Origin of the sequence: Nodosilinea nodulosa PCC 7104, assembly GCF_000309385.1 — a bacterium.
GTDB classification, from domain to species: Bacteria; Cyanobacteriota; Cyanobacteriia; order Phormidesmidales; family Phormidesmidaceae; genus Nodosilinea; species Nodosilinea nodulosa.
Genome location: NZ_JH976537.1, coordinates 4,636,365 through 4,661,728 on the forward strand (window position 1 = coordinate 4,636,365; position 25,364 = coordinate 4,661,728).

Below are 25,364 nucleotides of genomic sequence, written 5' to 3' on the forward strand. Positions count from 1 at the left end.
ATTCCGAGCAAACGGCATGAGGCCGTGGGCAAAGACAGCGGCTTGACGAGTTATATCGAGCGCCTGAACAACACCCTGAGGCAGCGAATTGCCCGACTGGTGAGGAAGACCCTGTCGTTCTCCAAGAAGCTCAAGAACCATATCGGGGCGATCTGGCTGTTCATCCATGACTACAATCGCCAAATCAGACAGAAGCTCGCAGAGCAAGGTGACCTCGTCTTTTCCTCTGGCCTGCACTAAAGTGCACTACCACGCTGGGGTGTGGAATTTGTTTAGTCAACTCACCACCGTTGAGACCCGTTGGGAAATCCTCGATTGGTATCACCTCAAAGAAAACCTCTACAAAGTCGGTGGGTCGCTCAAGCGCTTAGCGGCGGCGGAAACGCTGTTATGGCAAGGTGAGGTGGCGTCTGCCCAGGCCCTCTTTGCGGACTGTCGGCGCAAGCAAGCCCGCAACTTTGAAGCTTATCTGAGCACCCATCGGGCTCGCATCGTGAATTATGGAGCCTATCAGAGTGAGCAACTCTGCTCCATTGGTTCAGGAGCCGTTGAGTCGGCTGTCAAACAGATTGGGCGACGTCTCCAAATCTCGGGTGCCCGCTGGAATACGGCCTCCGTCAATGCAATGTTGAGTCTGCGCTGTGCCTACCTCAATGGTCAACTCGCAAGTTGACTATTTTGTCGAAAGTGGGATGCTCCCATTATGACGAACTCCTCAACTACTCCAGACCAAATTATCCAGCAGCTGAACTGGCGCTATGCTACCAAGCAGTTTGATTCAGACCGTAAGGTTCCTGACGATGTTTGGACTGCCCTAGAGCAAAGCCTTGTGCTGTCTCCTTCGTCTTTTGGGCTACAGCCCTGGAAATTTTTTGTAGTGCGCAACCCCAGCCTACGACAGCAGCTGCGCGAGCATGCCTGGGGCCAGGCCCAAGTTACCGATGCCTCCGATCTGGTAGTGCTAGCTATTAAAAAAGACGTTGGGGCTGCCGAGGTTAATCAGTTTGTAGATCGGATGGCTGCGGTCAGGCAGGTCTCACCAGAATCTTTATCCAACTATGGCGATATGGTCAAGGGTTTTCTGGCTCAGCCGCCCTATCCCATCGCTATGGACAGCTGGGCTACCCGACAGGTCTATATTGCGCTGGGGTTCTTGATGTACTCAGCTGCGATGCTCGGTATAGATACTTGTCCTATGGAAGGATTTGACTTAGCAAAGTTTAACGAGCTGCTGCACCTTCCTGAGCAAGGCTACTCGGCAGTAGTACTTTGTGCCGTGGGCTATCGGGCCAATGACGATAAGTATGCCGACTTAGAAAAGGTGCGCTACCCCATCGAAACTGTAGTAGGGTACTGCGACTAAAGCCCCCTGTTTAGTCTGCTAAAGGGCCGCCAGCTTCTCTAGGTAGGGTTTTACCAGGTAGAAGCTGGCGATTGACTTAGCATCTACTGCTTCTCCCGATAAAATGGCCTTTTCTAGCTGAGCTGGGGTAAACAGAACAACTTCTATGTCTTCATCCGCATCAGCCGCTGGAGGAGACTCGATGGCCTCTAGATCGGTGGCGAGAAAAGCATAAATAATTTCGTCAGAATAGCCGGGCGCCAGCGGAAAGTTGCCGATGGGAAGCCAGGTTTGAGCGGTATAGCCAATTTCTTCTTGAATCTCCCGGCGAATCGTGTCGGCAGGGGCTTCATCGGCCTCAATGGTGCCTGCCGGAAATTCTAGCAGCCTGCCCAATAGGGCAAATCGGTATTGACGCACCATGATCAGTTCACCCCCAGCCGTAACGGGCACAGCGAGGGCACCGCCAGGATGGCGGATGCATTCCCAGTCGCCCTCGGCTCGGTTGGGTAATCGCAGCCGATTGACCTCAAAGTTAAATTTGCGACCCTCATAAAATAGGCGCTGCTTTAGCAGTTGGGGCGGCTCTTGACCAAGAGGCATAGGTTAAGGCTCAGAAAGGGCACAAGCGATCACCCCATTGTAGCGAGCTTAAGACCTGTCATTTAAGGTCAACGAATGACTGTGTTGAGACGCTTTACCCCAGCGGGATCGACGGCATCACAAAGGGTCTTTACCGATTGGCCACTCACCGGGTCGCACCAGTTAGGGGCTATTTCAGCTAAGGGAATAAGTACAAAAGCTCGCTCGCGCAGTCTGGGGTGCGGAATGTGCAAATCTGGCTCAGTGATGCGGACTTGGCCGTAAAAGATGAGGTCGAGATCGAGGGTGCGAGGCCCCCAGCGTTGGCGGCGTACTCGGCCAAAGTGCTGCTCTATGTGCAGCAGTCGATGGAGCAAATTTTGGGGGGACAGGGTAGTCTTGATGAGGGCGCAGGCGTTTAGAATATCGGGCTGAACTGGCCCTATGGGCACGGTTTGATAGAGACTCGACTGGGCTACCAGTTCTATCGAGGGTGGGGTTTGAAGTTCAGCTAGGGCGGCCTGGAGGATGCGCTGAGAATCACCCAGATTGCTGCCGAGAGCGATCGCACAAGGTATTGTATCCATGGCCTAGCTCAGCTGGCCGCGGAGTCGAGCCACCAGTTGGTCAGCGGGCAACACCCCTTCAATGCGGTCTATGGGCTGCCCAGCTTTAAATAAGACCAGAGTGGGCAAAGCCGCTACTTGGTATTGAGAGGCAATATGCGGATACTTATCGGTGTCAATTTTGACGATTTTGAGCCGACCTTTAAGCTCGTTACTCACATTAGAGAGAATGCCCGCCATCATCTGACATGGGCCGCACCAGGTAGCGTAGAAATCTACTAAGACTGGAGTCTGAGCCTCGGCCAGGAGAGTTGAAAAACTTTGGAATTGCTGCTTGACTGCCATCAAATGCTCCTTAGGTAAATGCCTGCCACCCAGGCTACAGCAGGGCCTACTTATCTAGCATAAACGATGCCACTAAGCTCTTCGTAATCTCAATTTTATTGCTTGGATTATGCTGCCGTACTGCGGTTTGTCTACGAAGCTTGCTGACGCTGAAGCGAGTTTACGCGTTTAGGTAGCCCAGTTTAAGGAGCCATCTGACGCAAGAAGCGGTTGAGGGAAGCGGCTACTTTCTCTGGCCAGTCTTCTTGAGCATAGTGGCCGACTTCGGTTAAAGTCTCTAACTCTCCGTTGGGCAGATCCTGGACAGCGGCCTTGGCCAAGTCAACCGATAGCCAGGGGTCACTCACTCCCCATAAAACTAGTGTAGGGTGCTCCCAGGCGGGCAGGGCGGCGGCGATCGCACCGCTGACCTCATCTATGGCCATGCGGCGTACCGTGGTCATCAAGGCTCGACCTACGTCTGAGCTTTTGAGAAAAGGACGACGATAAACATCCAAATCAGCATCGGCTACCTGATAGGGGCCACCTCCCTCTAGGGTGCGATCGACCAATAAGGGATCTTGGGTAATCATATCTCCGGCCAGGGGCAGGCCCATCTGGCGAATCTTCCAGGGCAGCTTGGCCCCAGGGCCGATAGGAGCATTGATGATGACCAAGCGATCGACCCGATCGGGGTTCTGTAGAGCGTACTGAATGCCGACTGAGCCTAGAAATCCCTGGGCCACCAGGTGCACCTGCGGCAGATCTAGAGCGTCAAGAAAAGCGTCCAGGGCACTGACGTAGGCCTTGGGGGTGTAGGCAAAGTCGCGGCGGTCGGGCTTATCGGAAAAGCCGTGGCCAATCCAGTCGGGGGCGATCGTGCAAAATCCTTGCTGCGATAGGACGGGCATCACCTGCCGCCAGCTGTAGCTTTGGGACACTAGCCCGTGGAGCAAAAGCACCGGTAGCCGATCTGAGCTGCCAGCAGGCTCGTGCTGCCGATAAAACCAGGTCAGGCCGTCAACCGATATGGTGTGCTCTGCGATCGCGCTGCCCATAGCCTTTTCCTCCTTCGGTCAACCGAGCTTACCGCTCCCTGGAAACGGAAGGCAAGGCCCCTAGTGATAGGTATTCGCAGGAGCGCCGTCGAACTGTTGCTCGCGCCAAGGGCAAACAATAGCTACAGTATAGGGAAAGCATTGACTAGATCGGGGTAGCGTGAGCCGTCCTGATTCGTTTTCTGCCAAAGAACTAAAAGACAAACACGCAGGTCGTCATGAACTGGCAAGAGGTATCTGGCAACTGGATTTTAGTTCCCCCCAATCCCATCGCAATTGTTCATTTTTTAGGGGGCGCCTTTGTCGCGGCGGCTCCCAGCGTCACCTACCAGTGGCTGCTTGAAAACCTGGCCCGCCAGGGCTATGGAATAGTAGCCACACCTTTTGTCAATACGTTTGACCACACCGCCATTGCCCAGGAAGTGCTGATTACCTTTGATCAGGCGATGCGGTACCTCGATAAGCGAGTGCTTACTGACTGTGAACCCCTGCCCATCTACGGCCTAGGGCACAGTATGGGCTGCAAGGTGCATTTATTGATTAACTGTCTGTGGGAGGTGGAGAGAGCAGGCAATATCTACATGAGCTTTAATAATTACCCGGCCAAGCGGTCAATTCCATTTTTAGAGCAGGTAGTGCAGTTTAACCCAGCCTTTAACATCGAATTTGCCCCCGATCCGGAGACAACTCTAGCTTTGGTGCGCGATCGCTACCCAGTGCCCCGCAATTTGCTCATTAAATTTCGCAGCGACACCCTCGACCAGACTCGCCCTCTGTCGGAGGTGCTGGTAAGACGTTTTGCGGAGATGACCACGGTACAAATTCTTCAGGGTTCTCATACCACCCCCATCGCCCAGGAATTTGGCTGGCAGCCGGGAACGTCGTTTAGCCCAATTGATGCCCTTGGGCAGTTTGTGCAGCAGGAGTTCTATCGCGATCTGACTCGCCTGCGCCGCAATCTCCTAGACTGGCTCAACCTCTCCTCTAGGTCAGGGTAATGGAAGATGTAAAACTCTTTACTTCGGGGCTTTTGCCGGGGTGGGCTTAGGCCTATGATGCAAAGTGAGCGATCTAGCCATGGCCTGTTTTGACCTACCAGCACACTAGCCAGATTGAGACCCAAACCGACCCCACAGCCCTAAAGGCGGTCTTGGCATGGTTTGATCAGTTTCAAGCAGCGCCTATCCCACACCATATCTGGTTACAGTGCCAACTCGCCCTGATCGAAGGGTTTACCAATGCGGTCCGCCACGCCCATGCCGGACTGCCCCTGGCTACCCCCGTCCGCATTGAAGTAGCGGTCAGCGATCGCACCATTGACATTCGCATTTGGGATCGGGGTCCTGGGTTTGATTTAGCGGCGGTGCTGCGGCACCGCATTACCGTCAGCAACCCGGACTCAGAAAACGGGCGAGGCCTTAAAATTATGTATCTGGTGGCCGATCGGTTGACCTACGAGCCCGCCGCTGAGCAGGGCAATTGCTTACATTTGCACAAGGCTTTTGCCCTGTAGCCTAGGGACAGCGTATGGGACAACCTATGGTTTTATCCGCAGCAACACTATCGGTAGCCTCCGCCTCCCCCCTGGTAAATGGGTGGCTTGCGGCTGGATTACTAAATACGGCCCTGCTCGCGATCGCTTGGGCAATGCCCAAAAAGCTGCTTACTCCCGCCGGCTATCTGCACGCCTGGGGGTTGGGGGTTATTATTTGGGGCTGCCTGGGGTGGCGGGGCTACCTCGTGATCATGGCCTATTTTTTAGCCGGATCGGCGGTAACTCGCCTGGGTAAGCAGCGCAAGGAGGCTGCGGGCATTGCCGAGAATCGAGCAGGAGTAAGGGGGCCAGAGAATGTTTGGGGGTCGGCCCTGGCGGCCGCAGTTTGTGCGATCGCGATCGCCATTCTCAGGGCCGCTGCTGACTTCAATAGCCAGCAGTTTTGGCTACCACTACTGGCGCTGGCCTACGTCAGCAGCCTGAGTACCAAACTCTCAGACACGACCGCCAGCGAGGTCGGCAAAGCCTACGGCAAGCATACCTTTTTAATCACTTCCTTGAGGCCAGTGGCAGCTGGCACTGAAGGAGCCATCAGCCTCGAAGGCACCCTGGCCGGGGTAGTGGGGTCGGCGGTTATCGCTCTGACGGGTTGGGGCGCAGGATTGATTGGCCTCTGGGGCATAGGGCTTTGCTTAGTAGCCGCTTTTCTAGCCACCACCTTAGAAAGCCTCATCGGTGCAACTCTACAGCCCAAATTCAGCTGGCTTACTAACGAAGTAGTCAATATCATCAACACCTCGGCAGGTGCTTTGCTTGGGCTTCTCCTGAGCCTGGCACTGGTCCAAATAAACTAATGTGGGTTCTCGATTCAGAAAATTTCCGTAGGTTTACCGATGCCAAACCTATAGTCTTTCTAAATCAATCGGGCCAACCGCTGCTCTTAACAATCATATCTACGGCGGTCCGGAAGGTTTTAGGGAAATTCATCAAATCCTTATAAATTTTCTGGAGACGTAGTCAGAAATTCCGTGAATTCCCGTAAGAATAAGTTCCGTGCGTCCGCTGTCGATGCTCTTGCTGGGCTTCGGCCTTAATAGGGTTAGGCTTCGCTGGTTAAATCACGGTCCGCATCTCAGCCGTGGTCAGTGCAGGCCCGGTTATCAATGTTGTTTAGGGAGCGTCTACCCTCAGGTTTGATCGATTGAAACTTGAGGACACAGCGATACATATTATGCAAACTCCGCTAAGGCAAAGAGTTCGTTCTTACTACTCAGTTTTTGCCATTGGAGCGCTATCGTTAGCCGTTATGATTATATTCCAGGCCTTTGGCCTGGACTCTGTTGCCAGCGCCAACAGCCGGGATGAGTTTCCGGGCCGCCGCCAGGGCGGCGGCACCCATTGGGTTGTGCCCAATCCAGCGGAGGCAGACTCCGCTTCTTAACAAACAGATGGTATCTAATCCTTCTGTGTAGGGAATAGGGATTTTTTGTCTCAGGCAAGCACGCAAAAGGGGTGCATCCCAGGGCTATTTCATTCTAAAAATGGTCTTGAGGGTATCTAGGCCAAATTTGCAGAGTCGTTCAGCCTGAGCCATATTGGAGAACTCGTTGGAGCGATAGAGATTGAGCGCGAAGTTACGCGCGACGGCAAAGATTTGCGGCAACTGATGCATGCGGATGCGCGAAGCATCTTCGCCTTGGGTCACATCCCGAACGTGGTGCACTTTGTTTTCGACGCCCCAATAGCCCCGAATGCGCTGAGCAAAGGATTCCGCTGATTCTAAAAACGACGCGATATAATAGCGAGTCTCGGTTTCTCGGCGGGGCTGTCCGCCGTAGTTGAATTGGCGCTCACTCTCGACGCGCACCAGTGTCTTCAGACCTGGCCAGGGCTTGATAGTATCGAGGGTTGTGCAAAGGCTAACGACCCGCTTCTCCAGTCGCCCATGCCCTTTACTAAGCTCGGTATAGCTGGCTTCAGCGATAAAGTTGGCCTGAACGCTTTTGTGCAAGCTACTTTGATTGCCTTTGAGGGCACCCAAGTAATGATTGTTGGTGTCAAGGATGAGTTGACAGGTTTTTTTGGGTGCTAACCGCATCAAAGGCAATCACCACCCCCTTGAGCGCCAGTTGCTCGATGAATTCCGGCAAGGCTTTGATTTCGTTGGTTTTATGGTTGACCTGATAGGGTTCCAGAATCAACCCACGCTCCACTAGATAGGCACTGACCAGCAGAATGGCGGGATGCGGGGGAGAGTCAGGATTGTCACGCTCTAGTTGATACGACCCGCGTAAGACTTTGCCATCTACCGCTAAGGTTTCACCCGGTAACGCTTCAATGCCAAAGAACCGCGCTAAGGCCGCTGAATACTCCCCATAGTCCAGCTTCAGTAGCACTCGGCGAATTGTACTGTAACCTGAGTTCGGGTTAAGCCGATGGAGGAAGAGCGAAGTCAAGATTGAGGGAAGGCTTCTTGGGCTGATGGCAGTAGGCAATCAAGCCACAGATGACATTGACCATGAAGTTGGTAGGGCTGCGATGCCTGGAATGCTCAATCTGGGAGATGTTCTTGAGCTGGTCAATGACGGTTTCGACAATGGCGCGCTTGCGGGCCAGTAACTTGTCGGTGAGCCGCATCAAGTGGTTTGTCATGTTGCGCCTGGGTTTGGCAAAGAACTCGATGCCACAGGTCTCAAAGAGGCGTTCTGCCAGTGCTTTGGAGACATAGCCCCGGTCAGCAAAGACCTTGCCATAGAGGCCTTGAAGCAAGTCACAGGCGGGCTTGCGGTCGTCGGTATTGCCCGGCGTGATTTGGATGTTGAGCAACTCCCCTTGGTCATTAACCACCAGGTGGAGCTTGAAGCCAAAGAACCAGTCAACTGAGGTTTTGCCCCGAGCCGCCAGGCCGCGAAACACCTTGTGGCGTCGAATCCGACGGTTGTGGCACACCTTGAGGCTGCTGCTATCGATAAAGCTGATGCCGCTACAAGCGCCAAAACAGTGCTTCAGGTACACGCATAAGGGCAGCAGAGCCGACGGCATCCACTCCACAAAGCGGTGATAGCTGACCAGGCCAGGAAAGGCCTCTCGCCAGTGCACGCAGACATGCTTGTTGTAGAACGCCTTGAAGTTGCGATAGTGCTGCTGGTGGAAGCACACCAAGATTGTCATCACCTCGCTTAAGCTCAGCGATCGCTGGCGCTGACGGTGTTGAACGCCTTCACCCAGCAGCATCTGGTGCCATTTCGGCTCGAACTGACAGCAGAAATCATCAATGTGGCAAAACAGCTCTTCTAGACTATCCATAGGGGGGCCTGCTGAATCATTTACGTGATATCAGCTTACAGAGCCCCTCCTTTCCTTATCCCGAACTCAGGTTACTGTAGGAGGGCAGACGACCTTTGGGCGGGTCGAAGAGGTCAATCAAATCGTGCTGGTAGCACCTGAGCCAGTCGCCAATGGACAAAAATCCTCGATTGCCTGCCGTCACTGCCAGGGTAAAAAGTGCTAGGCACAGGGCCATGTGATGCCGCTTCCCAGATGCCTTACGCACATCCGGCAGGTCCGCGAAGGCTTCGAGAATCTCAATTCTCTCAGGCCGTGCCTCAAGGCTAGGTTTCGAGCCAACGGCAGGGGATTGCGAGGGAAGATGCATAAGCCTTAGCGAAAAGGTGATCAGCCTGAAACTTTAGCATCCTCAGCCTTCCTTGAGAATGAAATAGCCCTGGGGTGCATCCCAGTCTTGCAAGACTCATTTTGAGAAGTAGCCATTAAGATAAGCACATCGCTGTCTGAGCACTTGTTGCACATTCTCTTCGTCCCAGTGAGCCCCTGAAATTTTGATGCGACGCCCAATTTGCTTGACCGTTGACTCAATTGCGCCCGAGCCAATAGACATACCCTCGGCTTGGTAGTAGGCGTAGTTCACAATACGGTGTCGATGTTTGGCTAGGTAAGCGATAAACCGGTCAACTCGTTCATGGGGCCAGTCATTGAACAGCTTGATAGCTCCTTCAATATCGCCCTGCCACAGATAGGTCTCCACGGCATCCAGTCGGTGTTGTGACCCGCCGACCTGACCCAAATTTTCCATCAAGTGGTACCAGTCTAGAATTTCAAGCCGTTGCACTGGCGGCGCGATCTGGGCAAAGAGATTCCAAATCCCGTCGTGCCCATCGCCTAAGCACACCACCGGAGACGCCAAGGGCTGCTGATTGACCCACTCAACCAGGGCATCATTCGCTCTAAAAAAGGCCGCAACACAGCCTTGATGAAGGTTAACGGCCTTATAGTCGCGCCACTCACTCCGTTGGCCTTTGGGCGTCCGTAAGCGCACTTTGCCCCCGTCAAGGCTCATCTCTTTAACGCCGAAATCGACCAACTCAGACGGAAAATCGTGACGATGCACGAGTCGCTGCTGAGTGCTCTTGGAGACCGATATCCCGGTTAGCACCGCAATATCATGAGCCGTATCGTCGTAAGACTCATTGGCACTTACCAGCAAACAACACTGCTCTAACTGCGGACTCCACTGAGTTCGGGCTTTCAGGCCTAGCCGCTGTCCTTGCTGTTCGCTGATGCTCAATTGGCCAATGATGCTGGTCACGCCTCGCTGCCGGCCTCGCGTTGTGCCGCTGCTTGTGCGGATAAAAAATGACCGAGTTCTGGGCCGACATGCTCGAGCAGATGCCCCCGCACGGCGGTCTCGATGCCTTCGAGGGTCTTGACGTCCTCTGGGTCAGTCTCCTCGTAGAGCAGTTCGGCTAGCTCTTGCGTCAGGGCTTTGAGACGGGCTTCTTTGGAGGCATCCATGGGAGCGAAGTTCCTCTGTTGAACTGCTCAAAGCTTAACGTTCATGAGCCTGGTTAGAGATAAGTATTATTGCTCATTGCATAACTGGGATGCACCCCGCAAAAGCTGCTCTGAGTGAGGTATCCAACCTTTGGGCTACTTCTAAAAAGCCAGCAGAGGCTAAGGGGACAATCGTAAAAATACATCACCAATGGCGGCAGATTCGTATTCGAGTCTGCCGCCATTGGCGTTTAAGCTAGCCCTGAGCCGAAAGCCCAATCAAATATAGCTATGGTCACTTAGGTTCGGACATCCGGAGATGTTTAAACGTTTTAAGGGAAAATGTCTTAATCAGACTGGCTACAGCTATATGGGGCGATGGCCGCTTTGTTATCGACGTACCGGCGGGTGACACGAATCGACAAAATATTAGTCCATGGGATGTCTTTGGCTGGTGGCACCGGCTAGAGATTTATACCCAATATTTCTCCCTCAATAGGGGTTGCCTATGGCTGCAACATTCCTACGAGGGAAAAACCCGTGACCTGATTAAGGCCGAGGTGAGGGTTGAGTCCGGTGTCTAGGGAGAGACAAAAACCTCCCTTATTCTATGGGAAGGCGTAAAGGCCCACAGTTTTGCCCCTGAGCTAACGTCCGTTGAAAAGAAATGGTTGGCGGATGAAATTATAGAATTTTTAGCTGAATTAAAGCTCTTCAATGAACTAGATCGGCAAATCGACGAACTTCAAACAGTCAGACTTGCCAGCACTAGCTAACAGGTAAAACTCAGTTTCAGAGGCGGAGTTTTCCCGAGAAAATTATCGTTCCCAACCTGACCTTAGCGTCTTTTTTACTTGAAAGTTTCTTTGCTCTTGGTTAACCTAAAGTTAGGCAAAAATCTGATTTGAGCCCAACGGTTTTTTGGGTTAATCCTAGCTCTCCAGCCTAAGTGTATCTACCGTCTGATCTCCCTCTTCAGGGTGAGGGTTCTACATCTGATCAGGGCCAGAATTTATCAAAGCAATGTAAATTCGAAAAGTTTGTGCTCTCCGCTACCGTTTTCTGTTGAAAAAGGCGGTCTCTTGGGAAAGCTAGAAATGCATCTACATAAAGTTTTTTAGTCTTTGGGTTGAAACTATCGCGATGACCTATGCCGTGGTGGGGCATTACAACGCTGGTTTGGTCTGTCTGTCCTTGGGTATTGCGGTTCTAGCGTCCTACACTACGCTAAATCTTGGGCGACAGATCTTGGCGACGGTGGGGTGGCGGCAGTGGCCCTGGCTAATCGGGGGAGGAGTTGCCATGGGCACAGGCATTTGGGCAACCCATTTCGTAGCTATGCTGGCCCTCGAAATGCCGATACCGATCACCTACGAGGGGCTTACCACAGCGCTATCGCTGGTGGACGCTGTGCTAGCAGCAGGGGTGGCCCTATGGCTGGTCAGTCGCCTTGGCTTTAACGGGTTGAGTTTTGGGGCGGGCGGGGCGGCTATGGGGCTGGCGATCGCCTCGATGCACTACACCGGTATGGCCGCCATGGTGATGCCAGCCCGCCTAGACTACCGCTGGGAGTTGGTGGCCCTCTCGGTGGCGATCGCAATTGTCGCATCTACGGTAGCCCTGGCCTTCACCCGCTGGCCGAAGCGCGACCAGCGGTGGTTTACGGTCTTAGCGGTACCTTTCCTAAGTCTAGCCATTGGTGGCCTGCACTACGTCGGCATGGCGGCAGCGGCATTTTACCCCGACGCGCTGGCCCCAGATGCCGTTGTAGATGCCGCTGCCCCAGGGCCTTACTCAGAGGCTCGTTGGCTAGCCCTAGCGGTGGGGGCCGGGGCCGCCCTGGTTTTGCTGATTACCCTGATTGTGCTGTGGATCAATCGACGCCTGGCTCAGCGGCGCATAGAAGATGTGGCCCAGGCCAAGAGCGAGCAGCACTTTCGCGATCTGATTCGGGAGATGGGGACTGGGGCACTGTTGCTCAATGACCGGGCTGAAATCTTAATCTACAACCAAGCGGCTCAGCGATTGTTGCACCTGCCTGAGGAAGAGTTCGCCCCGCTGATATTTGGTCAAACTGGCTATATTCAGCAGGAAGACGGTACGCCGCTGCCGCCGATAGATCTGCCGGTGCAGCGCGCCATTGCCCAAAAAGCTCCCCTCGGGGATGTGGTAATTGGGCTTAGCGCTACCGAGGCTGCTCCCCCGCGCTGGCTGCTGGTAAATGTCGATCCTCAGCTCAATGGAGATGGGCAGGTAGAACGGGTCGTGTGCACGTGCAGCGATATTACGGTGCAAAAGCAGGCCGAGGTAGCGGTGCGGGCTGTGGCCAACCGCGAAAAAGCGGTGATGAAAATTGTTCAGCGCATGCGCCAGACCCTTGATCTGGAAACTATTTTTGCTGCCACCACCGAAGAGTTGCAGCAGGCCCTGAGCTGCGATCGCGTTTGGATCTACCGCTTTAACTCCGACTGGAGTGGCACTGTGGTAGCTGAAGCACTCGCAGACCCCGCCGCTCCGTCCACGCTAATGACGGCGATGACGGCTAACCGACTAATCGACCAAAACGATTGCGGCGCTCGCCAGATGCAAAATGGTGGCGGCTTTGACGATGGCTACCTGCTACTCGAAGATACCTACCTGCAAGAGACCCAGGCCGAAACCTATCGCCAGGACCGCACCTATCACCGGGTCAACGACATCCATACCGAAGGCTTTGACAACTGCTATCTCAAATTTCTAGAGCAGTGGCAGGTTCGCGCCTACATAATCGTGCCAATTTTTGCTGGCAGTCAGCTGTGGGGGTTGCTCGGAGTTTACGCCCACCACACGCCCCGCATCTGGACCCGCAACGAAGTCAAAATGGTGCTTCAGGTCGGCACTCATCTGGGCACTGGCGTTCAGCAGGCCGATCTGCTCCGGCAGACTCAGCAGCAGGCCCAGGCCCTAGCCCTGGCCAAGCATGCTGCCGATGCCGCCAACCAAGCCAAGGGCGAATTTTTGGCCAATATGAGCCATGAACTGCGGACCCCCCTCAATGCCATCCTGGGTTTCACCCAAATTCTGCACGACGATGATGGCCTAGATCAGACCCATCGCGACCTGATTGCCATTGTCAACCGCAGCGGCTATCACCTGCTGGGGCTAGTCAACAATGTACTCTCCCTGGCCAAAATTGAAGCCAACAAAATCACCCTAGACGAAGGAGCCTTCGACCTGCATCAGATGCTCCAGGCCATAGACGACATGCTGCAAATTAAGGCAGAAAGCAAGGGCATTCGGCTAGAAATAGCGCAGTTGCCCCGGTTACCCCATTGGCTATGGGCCGACGAAGGCAAGTTCAGACAAATTCTAATTAACCTAATCGCCAATGCCATCAAATTTACGTCCCAGGGCAGTGTGGCCGTGCAATGGGCTTTGACCAAGCTGGGTCCACAGCCTTTGCCACAGCGCTCAAATGAAACGGTTAAAACCTACCGCCTCGAAGTTGTGGTGCGAGATACGGGCGTTGGGATGGACTCAGAAGAAATTAGTCACCTGTTTCAGCCCTTTCACCAAACTCAGTCGGGACGGCGTTCCGCCGAAGGCACTGGACTGGGGCTATCGCTCAGCTACAACTTTGCCCAGCTGATGGGGGGCAACATTACCGTGACCAGTCAGCCGGGGGGCGGATCGACTTTTATCGTCAGCCTGCCTGTGGGTACAGCGGCGATCGCCCCCGAGGCTGGGGAGCCAGAATGCGACATTGTGCGCCTGGCCCCTCACCAGCCTGCCCCCCGCATTTTGGTGGCGGATGACGTGGCCGAGAGTCGGCTGCTAATGCGCCACTGGCTAGAGGGAGTGGGGTTTGAGGTGCGCGAAGCGACCCAGGGGCAGGAGGCGATCGATCTGTGGCAGGCGTGGCAGCCCCATCTCATCTGCCTGGATATGCGCATGCCGGTGCTCGATGGCTATGGGGTCGCCCGCTGGGTGCGTCAGCAGCCTGGGGGCGACCGTACGGTCATCATTGCCGTAACGGCCAGCGTCTTTGAGGAGCAGCGCTCAGTCTGTATGGCAGCGGGCTGTAATACTGTGCTTCCCAAGCCTCTCCAGCGACGAGCGCTGCTCGATCACGTTGGCCATAGCCTTGGCCTTACCTACCAGTACACTGATCCGCCAGAGGCGCCGGGCGAAGGCGCGACGATAGACGAAAACGCCCCTTCAGGATCCATAGTGACCCTATCTTACCGCCCTGGGCAAACCCGCAGCAGAGACCAGCGCCCCCTGACCCAGGATGACTTCATTGCCCTTGCCCCCGACTGGCTGAGTCAAGTTCACCAGGCTGCCCAGGCGGCTGACGATCGCCGCGTGCGGCAGCTGATCGCCCAGCTCCCTTGCGATCAAAACGCCCTCGCGCAGCAGCTAGATCGCCTGGTCAACGATTTTCGCCTCGATGTCATTATCGATCTAACCGCCGCCTTGCCATTTCCCTGTAACCAATCGAACCTATGACTATTGCCCACCTCAATGGAGAAGCAGACATTCTGTTGGTCGATGATATCCCCGATAACCTGCGGGTGTTGTCTACCATTCTGGAGGCCGAAGGCTACCGCTGCCGCAAGGCGATTAGCGGTGCTTTGGCCCTCACTGCCACTGCGCTGGCACCGCCAGATCTAATTTTGCTCGATATTACCATGCCCACCATGGACGGCTTTGAGGTCTGTCGTCAGCTCAAAGCCAGCGCCAGTACCCAGGGCATTCCTATTATTTTTCTGACCGCCCGTGACGCCGAAGCCGAAAAAGAGCAGGCCTTTGGCCTGGGGGCCGTCGATTATATTGTCAAGCCTTTTATGGCCTACGAGGTTCTGCTGCGAGTCAGACACCAGCTCGCCCTGCGGCGGCAGCAGCAGCAGTTGGAAAGCCAAAATCAACAGCTTCAGGCTGAACTCAAAGAGCGCCAGCAAATTGAAGGCGAACTCCGCCGTCAGCGTCAGCGCTCGGAGGAGCTGTTGACCAATGTGCTGCCCTTTCAAATTGCCCAGCGCCTCAAAGAGCACGAGCAGGCGATCGCCGATCAGTTTGACGCGGTCACTATTTTGTTTGCCGATATCGTGGGCTTCAGTCCCGTAGCAGCTCAGCTTACCCCGTGCGAACTGGTGCATCTGCTCAACCAAATATTTTCTCGATTCGATGAGCTGGCGTCCATCTACAAGCTCGAAAAAATCAAAACCATTGGGGATGCCTATATGGTGGCGGCTGGGGTGCCCGCCCCCCGCCCCGATCACGCCCAGGCGATCGCCCAGATGGCCCTGGATATGCAAACTACCATCGGCGACTTCCACCGGCCCGACGGCCGTCCCTTTCAGCTGCGCATTGGCATTAACTCAGGCAGCGTAGTAGCCGGGGTAATTGGCATTCGCAAGTTTATCTACGACCTGTGGGGAGATACCGTCAACATTGCCAGTTTTATGGAGACAACGGGCGAAGCGGGCAAAATTCAGGTGTCAGAGCTCTCCCATGCTCACCTCAAAGAGCACTTCATCCTAGAGCCGCGAGGCCCAATTTGTTTAAAGAATGGAGATAGAGCAATCACCTATTGGTTAGCCGGACGCAACCAGGCTGCCCCCTATCCTCCCATGGTGGCCCCGGAGTATCCAAGCTGCTCGACCCTGTGCTGCGGCTAGGCCATCACTCTTTTGCATCTGACAGGGAGCGATCGGGCGACCGTCTCACTGTATCTCGGCAAATGCGTAGGCCATCTAGAAAGCCTTAACGGGTGACAACATACCTAAAGCGCTTGCTGCATCAGGGATAGAGCATAGAAACCTCGCTGAAAATAGCGGTGTTTGTGGGGTTTGAGTGCTATCAGGTGGCGCGCCCAGTCGGCCCATAATTCCATGGCATAGATCCAGCGATGGCCATAGAGGCCGAGACTAAAATCACTCTGGCGAGGCGTCTTGTCGTGGTGCTCTTGGATACGCCCAGCATACTGCTCTACCCCGAGGTGTTTCATCTGCTGCCCATGCATTGTGGCCCAGCTGTAGGCCAAGGCGATCAGCAACACTAAGGCTAAAAACCGAGTGTCATTCACCTTGGCATTTTCCAGGTGATAGCCGCCCGTCTTGCAATCTTTGAAGAACTGTTCAATGCCCCAGCGACACCGATAGACCGCTAAGGTTCGTGCCAAGGTAGGCAAATTAGACAAGATATACCAGGGCTCTTTAGGCCCCTTTTGGCGGTACTTTCGCTTCCAATAGACGGCTAAGTTAAAGGGGCCAAGGCCATCGCCTTTATTGCACAAAATGCCCTGATAAAACCGAGACTGTCCTGGCTGGAAGCCCAGGTCTCTGAGCACACGGTAGTCGCCTTCAGAATCGGTTTGGAAATGAAGCGCTTTTTTCTGCCGGAGCGCAAAGAACACCCCTCGCTTATCCAACCAGGCCGCCAGTTTAGGGCTATGGAACTCCCGGTCACCCAGCACGAGCACCGGATAAGACTTGAACAAGGATAGGGCCGTTTTGAGGAGTCGCTGTTGCGTTGTTAGGTCACTACTGCCCGTCTGCCCTAACAACTCCCAATAGACGGGTAAGGCGTGAGTCCCCCATACCACGCTGACCATAAAGATATTCCGTCCTCTCCATTCCGTGCGGTCGATAGCCAGAATCCAATAGCCATATTGATGATGTTTGAGCGTTCTTAGACGGCGGCGTTGGTCGCGGTTCAACCCCCGTCCCGTTTGCACTTGCCGAATCCAATACTTGAGCAGTGGAAACCACAGCACCTTGAGGGTAAGTTTTGGCAGCGCTAAAAATCGCTGTAAGTTGCGTTTTCGACTTTGATACTGAATCGGCTGAGGAAAGACGCTGGCTAACACCGAGAGTTTGACCTGTCGGTGGGCCTGTAGCAATAGCAACAACAGCTGCAAGGTCAAGTACTGGGCTTCACTCAGGTGGGTGCGAAGGGTGGTTTGGTAGAATGCAGGAAACATATTGATTAGGGGGAGCCGCATTGGGGTTCCCTATTTTTTTGCCCCTCCATTGTCTCAAACCCTTATACCGTATGATGTTGATGGCCCTTGTCACCCGTTAAGCTAGAAAGCTATAGCCTGGCCGCATCCTAAAGTTTGGCGATGGAGGAAACGGCCTGAGAATGTTTGGACGACCGCACTGGCTCAAACTTCAGCGGTAGCGCCCACTTCCACCGATACTGGTACTACCGTTTTAGTTGTGTTCAGTGCGGCGTTGACTAGTCCTAAAAACAGCGGATGAGGGGCGCTGGGCCGCGACTGGAACTCGGGGTGAAACTGGCTAGCGATGAAGAAGGGATGGCTGGGCAACTCGATAATTTCCACCAGGCGACCATCGGGAGAGGTGCCGCTGACGGTATACCCCGACTCTACAAACAAATTGCGATAGGCATTGTTAAATTCGTAGCGATGGCGATGGCGCTCGTAGACCACCTCTTTACCGTAGAGGTGCTTGGCCAGGGTGTCGGGGACCAGGCGACAGGGGTAAAGTCCCAGGCGCATGGTGCCGCCCAGATCCACCACATCCTGCTGCTCAGGCAGCAGGCTGATGACGGGGTTGGGAGTTTCGGGCGTAAATTCTGAACTGTCGGCCCCGTCTAGGCGGACGACATGGCGAGCCCACTCCACCACCGAGCACTGCATGCCCAGGCAAAGGCCCAAAAAGGGAATGCCCCGCTCGCGGGCGTATTCGATCGCCTGCACCTTGCCGCCAATACCACGGGCCCCAAATCCGCCCGGCACCAGTATGCCATTGACGCCGCTGAGGTGCGCCTCCGGGCCGTTGATTTCAATATCCTCGGAATTGACCCAGCGCACGTTGAGGGCCGCACGATGGGCGATCGCAGCGTGCCGCAGTGCCTCCACCACCGACAGGTAGGCATCGTTGAGGCTGACATACTTGCCCACAATGGCAATATCGACGGGGTGACTGGAGCTGTAGAGCCCTTCCACCAGGGTTTCCCACTGGCCCAGGTGGGGCGGGCGCTGCTCCAATGCCAAAATCTTCAACGCCTGGTGGGCCAGACCTTCCTGTTCGAGCTTGAGGGGCACCTCGTAGATGCTGCTGGCATCCTGGCAGGTGACCACGGCCTCGGCGGGCACATCGCAAAATTCGGCAATCTTTTCCTTCATGGGCTGGGGCAGCGGGCACTCGCAGCGGCACACCAGAATGTCGGGCTGAATGCCGATCGATCGCAGTTCCTTTACCGAATGCTGGGTAGGCTTGGTTTTGAGTTCCCCCGCCGAAGCAATCCAGGGCACTAGGGTGACGTGCATGTAGAGCACGTCCTGGCGACCGACGTCTTTGCGAAACTGGCGAATAGCCTCTAAAAACGGCAAAGACTCAATATCGCCTACGGTACCCCCAATTTCGGTAATGACCACGTCGGGGTTAGTGTTGCGGGCGACCCGGTGAATCCGCTCTTTAATTTCGTTAGTAATGTGGGGAATCACCTGCACGGTGCCGCCCTGGTAGTCGCCTCGGCGCTCCCGGTTGATCACCGCCTGGTAAATTGAGCCGGTCGTAACGCTGTTGAGCCGCGACATGGCGGTGTCGGTAAAGCGCTCGTAGTGTCCCAGGTCGAGGTCGGTTTCGGCCCCGTCCTCGGTGACAAACACCTCCCCGTGCTGAAACGGGCTCATGGTGCCGGGGTCAACGTTAATGTAAGGATCGAGCTTGAGAATTGAAACAGAATAATCCCGCGACTTCAGCAAGCGCCCTAGGCTAGCAGCCACAATACCCTTGCCAATACTCGACACCACGCCGCCGGTTACAAACACAAACTTTGTCATAGCAGCCCAACCCAGACCCCAGGAGCGTTAACCCGTTAATTGTGCCACAGGGGCCAAGGGATTCGTGCTGAACCTTCCCGAACGTCGCCTACGGAGGGCTGGCTTAAACGCCGGCAGAATCTTCGCTGCTGCCCAGCTCAGGCTGTACTCGCCGCTGTACAGAGTCGCCATGGGAGGGTAGCCCCTCGGCCTCAGTCAGGACCGCGATTGCATCCGCCACCCCCCGCAGCGCTTCCGGAGAATACTGGATTAAGCTGGAATGCTTCATAAACGTCTCGGTTGAAAGGGGCGAAGCATAGCGGGCAGCACCTGAGGTCGGCAGAGTATGGTTTGGGCCAGCTAGGTAGTCACCCACAGCTTCGGGCGTGGAATGGCCTAAGAAAATAGCCCCGGCGTGGTGAATGTGCTCCAGCAAATCCCAAGGCTCGGCCACCTCTAGCTGCAAATGCTCAGGGGCAAAGCTATTGGAGAGATCTGCGGCGGTTTCAAGACTGTCAACGACAACCGCCAGGCCGTAGTTTGCGATCGCCTTTTCGGTGAGCGTCTGGCGCGGATGGCCAGTCAGCTGGCGATCGACCTCAGCCGCCACCCGTGCCGCCAGGGACTCGCTGGTGGTGAGCAAAATGGCGGCGGCCATAGGGTCATGCTCCGCCTGAGCCAGCAGGTCCGCGGCTACGTGGGCAGGGTTGGCGGTGTGGTCGGCAATCACCAGCACTTCAGAAGGACCGGCCAGGGAGTCGATGCCCACGGTGCCGAACACCAGTTTTTTCGCCAGCGTGACGTATATATTGCCAGGGCCAGTAATCACATCCACCGGCGTTATGGTCTCAGTGCCGTAGGCCAAAGCCCCAATGGCCTGCGCTCCCCCCACGCGGTAAATTTCGGTAATTCCCGCCTCCTGGGCCGCTACCAGCACCGCCGGGTTAACCGTGCCAGTCTTACCGGGCGGAGTGACCATAACCACATGCTTAACCCCCGCCACTCGGGCTGGAATGGCGTTCATAATCACGGTGCTGGGGTAGGACGCCCGCCCCCCGGGCACGTAGATCCCCGCGCGATCGACGGGGGTATAGCGCTTGCCCAGGACCACGCCATTGTCTTCAAACCTGACCCAGCTCTGGGGTACCCGCTGCCGGTGAAACGATTCCACATTCTTGCAGGCTAAACGAATGGCGTCCAGCAGCCCCTTGCTCACCTGCTGGTAAGCTGCATCCAGCTCAGCTCCTGTAAAACGCAGCCCCTCAGCGGCTAGGGTAACTCCGTCAAAATCCGCCGTATACTGCACCAGGGCCTGATCCCCCTGACGACGCACGGCGTGTAAAATCTCTCGGACCGTTGCTTCTTTGTGGACGACCTGGTCGTCGTGGGTGCGGGCACAGATGCGTTGCAGCTCTGTCTTTGCCTCGGGTAGCTGATGGGTGATGCGCAGCATTACAGCCAGGAATCCAGATAAGCCAGCAAGGTGCGGTTCGCTAGACCAACCACCTGAGAGCAGTGAAACACCCTCGAAAGGCAGTCAACACCAGCGTCCTAACATCCTAGTCGATCTACAGACTAATTTGGCAGCAAACTAAAGCATTCAATTACAGCATTTGGTGCTAACATGTTTTATCCAGTCAATTAATCTTGTTAAGCTAGGGCGAACTGTGGCAAACATTAAGTCTGCACTAAAGCGAATTGAAATTACCGAGCGCAATCGGTTGCACAACCGATCCTATAAGTCGGCGGTTAAGACCCTGACCAAAAACTACCTCTCAGCTGTTGATGCCCATCGGGCTGACCCTAGCGCCGATACTCAAAAGCAGGTTGAGGCCACAATGGCTGCCGCTTACAGTAAGATTGATAAAGCTGTCAAGCGGGGAGTGCTTCATCCCAACACCGGTGCCCGGAAGAAATCTCGTCTGGCTCGGGTGCTCAAGGCTCAAGAGGCGACAGGGGCGGCGTCCTAGGGTTTCTCTCCCTGGATATGAATACGCTGGGCTGCCTTCCGTTTTTCGTCGCTGCACTTGCTTATGCCTTTGGTTGATACCCACGTACATCTCAATTTTGATACGTTTGCTGGGGATCTCGACGAACTAGCCCAGGCCTGGAGACAGGCCGGGGTTTTGGCTTTGGTGCATTCTTGTGTCGAGCCTTCGGACTTTCCGGCGATGCAGGCGATCGCCAATGGCATTCCGGAGCTGTACCTATCCGTAGGGTTGCACCCCCTCGATATGGACAAGTGGTCATCTACTACGGCGGCGCAGATTGCTGAGCTGGCCGCTTCAGACAGGCGAGTAGTTGCCATTGGAGAAACCGGTCTTGATTTTTTCAAGGCGGATGATGAAGCAGCACAGCGCGATGCCTTCTGGCAACAGCTAACCATTGCCTACAATCTAGGATTGCCGGTTATTGTCCACTGCCGAGATGCCGCTCAGGCTACCGCTGAAGTGATTGAGGCCTTTCAGCGTCAGGTTGGCCCCGTTACAGGGGTTATGCACTGTTGGGCAGGTGCTCCGGCAGAGACTCAGTTATTTCTAGATTTGGGCTTCTATATCAGCTTCAGCGGTATTGTTACGTTCAAAAATGCCCACCAGGTTAAAGCTTCAGCTCAGCTAGTGCCTGCCAATCGTCTGCTGGTCGAAACCGACTGCCCATTTCTCTCCCCAGAGCCTCGCCGAAAAGAGCGCCGCAACCAGCCTGCCTTTGTGTATCATGTGGCGGCTTGCCTGGCCGAGCTGCGTCAAGTCGAATTTGAGGCCTTAGCCCAAACAACTACCCACAACGCTTTCACTTTGTTTAAGTTACCCGAGCCATCCTCCTTGCTTCCCGTTCCCTCTGATTTACGCTGCGCATCCTTCCCGGCGGGCAGCTAGGTAAGGGGTCTAATGCGTTGGGGCGATCGCCGCTGGCACCACTTCTCTTCAACGTATTAGAGCGACCTTTGTGGTCAACCCACTTTACTGCCCTGATTTGCCCCCTTGCTCAGTTCGATACGCGTCGTTACATCCTGGCCCATCTGCACCTGGCCGACCTGCACTAGGAGACCCATGACTGAAACCACCGTTTACCAAACTACTCCAAACTTTGTTCTGCCAGACCTGGTAGAAATTCAGCGGTCTAGCTTTCGCTGGTTTCTAGAGGAAGGGCTGATTGAAGAGCTGGAAAGCTTCTCTCCGATCACCGACTACACCGGAAAGCTAGAGCTGCACTTCCTGGGTAAACAGTACAAGCTCAAGAGCCCCAAGTACGACGTCGACGAGGCCAAGCGGCGGGATGCGACCTATGCCGTGCAGATGTATGTACCCACCCGGCTAATCAACAAAGAAACCGGTGAAATTAAAGAGCAGGAAGTTTTCATTGGCGATCTGCCTCTGATGACCGATCGCGGCACCTTTATCATTAACGGGGCAGAGCGGGTCATCGTCAACCAGATCGTCCGCAGCCCTGGGGTCTACTACAAAGCCGAAACCGACAAAAACGGGCGTCGCACCTACAACGCCAACTTGATCCCCAACCGAGGAGCCTGGCTTAAGTTTGAGACCGACAAAAACGACTTAGTCTGGGTACGCATCGACAAGACGCGCAAGCTTTCGGCTCAGGTACTGCTGAAGGCGCTGGGCCTCACCGACAACGAGATCTTCGACTCTCTGCGCCACCCCGACTACTTCCAAAAAACCATCGAAAAAGAGGGCCAGTTTAGCGAAGAAGAGGCTCTGCTGGAGCTTTACCGCAAGCTGCGCCCCGGCGAACCCCCCACCGTCGCTGGCGGGGAACAGCTGCTGCACTCGCGATTCTCCGATCCCAAGCGCTACGACCTGGGTCGGGTAGGCCGCTACAAGCTCAACCGCAAACTGCGCCTCAACGTGCCCGATGCCACTCGGGTGCTCACCCCCACCGATATTCTGTCGGCGATCGATTACCTGATCAACCTGGAATTCGACATCGGCTCCATCGATGACATCGACCACCTGGGCAATCGCCGGGTGCGCTCCGTGGGTGAGCTGCTGCAAAACCAGGTGCGGGTGGGCCTCAACCGCCTGGAGCGGATTATTCGCGAGCGCATGACCGTTTCCGACTCCGATTCGCTCACCCCGGCGTCGCTGGTCAACCCTAAGCCCCTGGTGGCGGCTATCAAGGAGTTCTTTGGCTCCAGCCAGCTGTCCCAGTTTATGGATCAGACCAATCCTCTGGCGGAATTGACCCACAAGCGACGCATCAGCGCCCTCGGCCCTGGTGGCCTGACTCGGGAGCGGGCAGGCTTTGCCGTGCGCGACATTCACCCTTCCCACTACGGGCGCATTTGCCCGATCGAAACGCCGGAGGGTCCCAACGCAGGTCTGATTGGCTCTCTAGCGACCCACGCGCGGGTGAATGAGTTTGGCTTTATCGAGACCCCCTTCTTTCGGGCCGAAGGTGGGCGCGTCTTCAAGGATGTCGAGCCCATCTACATGACCGCTGACGAAGAGGACGACCTGCGGGTCGCTCCTGGGGATATTGCCACCGACGAGGAGGGCTACATTCTCGGCGACACCATTCCGGTGCGCTACCGCCAGGACTTCACCACCACCGACTCTACCGAGGTGGACTATGTGGCGGTGTCGCCGGTGCAGATTATCTCTGTGGCCACATCGCTGATTCCCTTCCTGGAGCACGATGACGCCAACCGTGCCCTAATGGGCTCCAACATGCAGCGTCAGGCGGTGCCTCTGCTACAGCCCGAGCGCCCCCTGGTGGGAACGGGCCTTGAGGCCCAGGCCGCCCGCGACTCCGGCATGGTCATTATTAGCCGCACCGATGGGGAGATTGTATACCTCGATGCTGACCTCATTAAGGTGCGCGATCCCGAAGGCAACGTCCACGAGTACGAGCTGCAAAAGTACCAGCGCTCTAACCAGGACACCTGCCTGAACCAGCGCCCCATCGTGTTCCCAGGAGAACAGGTGCGATCAGGCCAGGTACTGGCCGACGGCTCGGCTACCGAAGGCGGTGAACTAGCCCTGGGGCAAAACGTGCTGGTGGCCTACATGCCCTGGGAGGGCTACAACTACGAGGACGCCATTCTGCTCAGCGAGCGCCTGGTGTACGACGACGTCTATACCTCCATCCACGTGGAGAAGTTTGAGATCGAGGCGCGGCAGACCAAGCTTGGCCCCGAGGAAATTACGCGGGAAATCCCCAACGTCGGGGAAGATTCTTTGCGCCAGCTCGATGAAACCGGCATTATCCGCATCGGTGCCTGGGTCGAGTCGGGGGATATTCTGGTCGGTAAAGTCACCCCCAAAGGTGAGTCAGACCAGCCCCCGGAAGAGAAGCTGCTGCGGGCTATCTTCGGCGAAAAAGCACGGGATGTGCGGGATAACTCGCTGCGGGTGCCCAACGGTGAGAAGGGTCGTGTAGTCGACGTACGGGTGTTTACCCGGGAGCAGGGAGACGAGCTACCCCCCGGTGCCAACATGGTCGTGCGGGTCTACGTGGCCCAAAAGCGCAAGATCCAGGTGGGCGACAAAATGGCCGGTCGCCACGGCAACAAGGGGATTATTTCCCGCATTTTGCCCATCGAAGATATGCCCTATCTGCCCGACGGTACGCCGATTGACATTGCCCTTAACCCCCTGGGGGTGCCCTCCCGGATGAATGTGGGGCAGGTGTTTGAGTGCCTGCTGGGGTGGGCGGCTGAAAACCTCGACGCTCGCTTTAAGGTGATTCCCTTCGACGAGATGTACGGGGAAGAGGCCTCCCGCAACTCTACCCATGGCAAGCTGATGGAGGCTCGAGAAACCACGGGTAAAGACTGGATCTTCAACCCCGACGACCCCGGCAAGATTGTTCTGCGGGACGGTCGCACAGGTGAGACCTTTGACAAGGCCATTACCGTGGGCAGAGCCTACATGCTGAAGCTGGTGCACCTGGTTGACGACAAGATCCACGCCCGTTCCACCGGCCCCTACTCCCTGGTGACTCAGCAGCCCCTGGGCGGTAAGGCTCAGCAGGGCGGCCAGCGGTTTGGCGAAATGGAAGTGTGGGCTCTAGAAGCCTTTGGCGCAGCCTACACCCTCCAAGAACTCCTTACGGTCAAATCTGATGACATGCAGGGGCGCAACGAAGCGCTCAATGCGATTGTCAAGGGCAAGTCAATTCCTCGGCCGGGTACCCCTGAGTCCTTCAAGGTGTTGATGCGAGAGCTGCAGTCTCTCTGTTTAGACATTGCGGTGCACAAGGTTGAAACCCGCGAAGACGGCACCAGCCGCGATACCGAGGTGGATCTAATGGCCGATGTCAACAGCCGCCGCACCCCCTCTCGTCCCACCTACGAGTCGATTGCGCGGGATGAGGAACTAGAGGAAGTCGAAGATTAGCCCATCCCCATCTATGCCTTTGGGACTGTGTCTAGACCGTCCCAGAGACAGCCTTAATTCCCCTTACCTAGACC

At 55.6% G+C, this 25,364-nt stretch carries 23 protein-coding genes and 1 pseudogene; 12 read left to right on the forward strand and 12 right to left on the reverse strand.

Annotated features, from left to right (window positions below):
• From LEPTO7104_RS34805 to LEPTO7104_RS0121565, 3 genes and pseudogenes are all read left to right on the forward strand, one after another.
• The coding region (locus tag LEPTO7104_RS34805) for an IS1 family transposase (RefSeq protein ID WP_017300670.1) at positions 1–240 on the forward strand (240 nt) is incomplete at its 5' end.
• Positions 224–673: pseudogene (locus LEPTO7104_RS34810) on the forward strand (ISKra4 family transposase); the annotation flags it as partial. The gene LEPTO7104_RS34805 and the pseudogene LEPTO7104_RS34810, both read left to right, overlap by 17 nt.
• Before the next feature lie 30 nt (positions 674–703).
• Positions 704–1,363, forward strand: a complete 660-nt coding sequence (locus tag LEPTO7104_RS0121565; protein ID WP_017300671.1) for an NAD(P)H-dependent oxidoreductase — start codon at positions 704–706, stop codon at positions 1,361–1,363.
• 18 nt (positions 1,364–1,381) lie between these two features.
• Here the strand turns inward: LEPTO7104_RS0121565 and LEPTO7104_RS0121570 are convergent, their stop codons facing one another.
• From LEPTO7104_RS0121570 to LEPTO7104_RS0121585, 4 genes are all read right to left on the reverse strand, one after another.
• Positions 1,382–1,945 carry an NUDIX hydrolase gene (locus LEPTO7104_RS0121570; RefSeq protein ID WP_017300672.1) on the reverse strand — a complete coding sequence of 188 codons (564 nt, stop codon included), beginning with the start codon at positions 1,943–1,945 and terminating at the stop codon, positions 1,382–1,384.
• A gap of 68 nt (positions 1,946–2,013) precedes the next feature.
• On the reverse strand, positions 2,014–2,511 hold the full coding sequence (folK, locus tag LEPTO7104_RS38530; RefSeq protein WP_071527292.1) for a 2-amino-4-hydroxy-6-hydroxymethyldihydropteridine diphosphokinase: 498 nt from the start codon (positions 2,509–2,511) through the stop codon (positions 2,014–2,016).
• 3 nt (positions 2,512–2,514) lie between these two features.
• The gene (trxA, locus tag LEPTO7104_RS0121580) at positions 2,515–2,835 is read right to left on the reverse strand and encodes a thioredoxin (RefSeq protein ID WP_017300674.1); all 321 of its coding nucleotides are present in this window, start codon (positions 2,833–2,835) and stop codon (positions 2,515–2,517) included.
• A gap of 182 nt (positions 2,836–3,017) precedes the next feature.
• A complete protein-coding gene (locus LEPTO7104_RS0121585) occupies positions 3,018–3,872 on the reverse strand; it encodes an alpha/beta fold hydrolase (protein ID WP_017300675.1) in 855 nt (284 codons plus the stop codon).
• 218 nt (positions 3,873–4,090) lie between these two features.
• Between LEPTO7104_RS0121585 and LEPTO7104_RS0121590 the strand changes: the two genes are divergently transcribed.
• The 4 genes from LEPTO7104_RS0121590 to LEPTO7104_RS42430 all read left to right on the forward strand — a co-directional run bounded on the left by LEPTO7104_RS0121590 (position 4,091) and on the right by LEPTO7104_RS42430 (position 6,808).
• The gene (locus tag LEPTO7104_RS0121590; protein WP_017300676.1) at positions 4,091–4,870 is read left to right on the forward strand and encodes a DUF1350 family protein; all 780 of its coding nucleotides are present in this window, start codon (positions 4,091–4,093) and stop codon (positions 4,868–4,870) included.
• Positions 4,871–4,959: 89 nt separating this feature from the next.
• Entirely contained in the window at positions 4,960–5,385 is a 426-nt protein-coding gene (locus tag LEPTO7104_RS0121595) for an ATP-binding protein (protein WP_017300677.1), read from the forward strand.
• A gap of 26 nt (positions 5,386–5,411) precedes the next feature.
• Positions 5,412–6,221, forward strand: a complete 810-nt coding sequence (locus tag LEPTO7104_RS0121600) for a TIGR00297 family protein (RefSeq protein ID WP_051158524.1) — start codon at positions 5,412–5,414, stop codon at positions 6,219–6,221.
• Positions 6,222–6,673: 452 nt separating this feature from the next.
• Positions 6,674–6,808, forward strand: a complete 135-nt coding sequence (locus LEPTO7104_RS42430; protein WP_017300679.1) for a hypothetical protein — start codon at positions 6,674–6,676, stop codon at positions 6,806–6,808.
• An 84-nt stretch (positions 6,809–6,892) separates the two neighbouring features.
• Here LEPTO7104_RS42430 and LEPTO7104_RS0121610 read toward each other — a convergent pair whose 3' ends face one another.
• The 5 genes from LEPTO7104_RS0121610 to LEPTO7104_RS0121630 form a co-directional block, all read right to left on the reverse strand.
• Positions 6,893–7,465 carry an ISAs1 family transposase gene (locus LEPTO7104_RS0121610; RefSeq protein WP_225887101.1) on the reverse strand — a complete coding sequence of 191 codons (573 nt, stop codon included), beginning with the start codon at positions 7,463–7,465 and terminating at the stop codon, positions 6,893–6,895.
• Entirely contained in the window at positions 7,425–7,763 is a 339-nt protein-coding gene (locus LEPTO7104_RS34815; protein WP_017300680.1) for a hypothetical protein, read from the reverse strand. Before LEPTO7104_RS34815 ends, LEPTO7104_RS0121610 begins: the two co-directional genes overlap by 41 nt.
• A 31-nt stretch (positions 7,764–7,794) precedes the next feature.
• Positions 7,795–8,673, reverse strand: a complete 879-nt coding sequence (locus tag LEPTO7104_RS0121620) for an IS982 family transposase (RefSeq protein ID WP_017296738.1) — start codon at positions 8,671–8,673, stop codon at positions 7,795–7,797.
• A gap of 55 nt (positions 8,674–8,728) precedes the next feature.
• Positions 8,729–9,022 (reverse strand): transposase family protein, encoded by a 294-nt coding sequence (locus LEPTO7104_RS38535; RefSeq protein WP_071527293.1) that lies wholly within the window; start codon positions 9,020–9,022, stop codon positions 8,729–8,731.
• Positions 9,023–9,118: 96 nt separating this feature from the next.
• Positions 9,119–10,179, reverse strand: a protein-coding gene (locus tag LEPTO7104_RS0121630; protein ID WP_155523727.1) for an ISKra4 family transposase whose coding sequence is annotated in 2 segments (ribosomal slippage) — positions 9,119–10,023 and positions 10,023–10,179 — 1,062 coding nt in all. Because the reading frame shifts where the segments join, the coding sequence is not laid out codon by codon here.
• A gap of 1,122 nt (positions 10,180–11,301) precedes the next feature.
• Between LEPTO7104_RS0121630 and LEPTO7104_RS34825 the strand changes: the two genes are divergently transcribed.
• Entirely contained in the window at positions 11,302–14,646 is a 3,345-nt protein-coding gene (locus LEPTO7104_RS34825) for an MHYT domain-containing protein (protein WP_017300684.1), read from the forward strand.
• Positions 14,643–15,818, forward strand: coding sequence for an adenylate/guanylate cyclase domain-containing protein (locus tag LEPTO7104_RS0121645; protein WP_017300685.1), 1,176 nt, complete (start codon positions 14,643–14,645; stop codon positions 15,816–15,818). Before LEPTO7104_RS34825 ends, LEPTO7104_RS0121645 begins: the two co-directional genes overlap by 4 nt.
• Positions 15,819–15,922: 104 nt before the next feature.
• Here LEPTO7104_RS0121645 and LEPTO7104_RS0121650 read toward each other — a convergent pair whose 3' ends face one another.
• The 3 genes from LEPTO7104_RS0121650 to hisD form a co-directional block, all read right to left on the reverse strand.
• Complete coding sequence (locus LEPTO7104_RS0121650) at positions 15,923–17,122, reverse strand: IS4 family transposase (RefSeq protein ID WP_026072942.1); 1,200 nt, start codon at positions 17,120–17,122, stop codon at positions 15,923–15,925.
• A gap of 183 nt (positions 17,123–17,305) precedes the next feature.
• Positions 17,306–18,952 (reverse strand): CTP synthase, encoded by a 1,647-nt coding sequence (locus LEPTO7104_RS0121655; protein WP_017300687.1) that lies wholly within the window; start codon positions 18,950–18,952, stop codon positions 17,306–17,308.
• Between the two features lie 103 nt (positions 18,953–19,055).
• A complete protein-coding gene (gene hisD / locus LEPTO7104_RS0121660) occupies positions 19,056–20,384 on the reverse strand; it encodes a histidinol dehydrogenase (RefSeq protein ID WP_017300688.1) in 1,329 nt (442 codons plus the stop codon).
• Positions 20,385–20,598: 214 nt separating this feature from the next.
• Between hisD and rpsT the strand changes: the two genes are divergently transcribed.
• The 3 genes from rpsT (at position 20,599) to rpoB (ending at position 25,290) form a co-directional block, all read left to right on the forward strand.
• Complete coding sequence (rpsT, locus tag LEPTO7104_RS0121665; protein ID WP_017300689.1) at positions 20,599–20,901, forward strand: 30S ribosomal protein S20; 303 nt, start codon at positions 20,599–20,601, stop codon at positions 20,899–20,901.
• A gap of 63 nt (positions 20,902–20,964) precedes the next feature.
• Positions 20,965–21,807: a TatD family hydrolase gene (locus tag LEPTO7104_RS34830; RefSeq protein ID WP_017300690.1), complete on the forward strand. Its 843-nt coding sequence runs from the start codon at positions 20,965–20,967 to the stop codon at positions 21,805–21,807.
• Positions 21,808–21,981: 174 nt separating this feature from the next.
• A complete protein-coding gene (rpoB, locus tag LEPTO7104_RS0121680) occupies positions 21,982–25,290 on the forward strand; it encodes a DNA-directed RNA polymerase subunit beta (RefSeq protein ID WP_017300692.1) in 3,309 nt (1,102 codons plus the stop codon).
• The last annotated feature ends 74 nt before the right edge of the window (positions 25,291–25,364 follow it).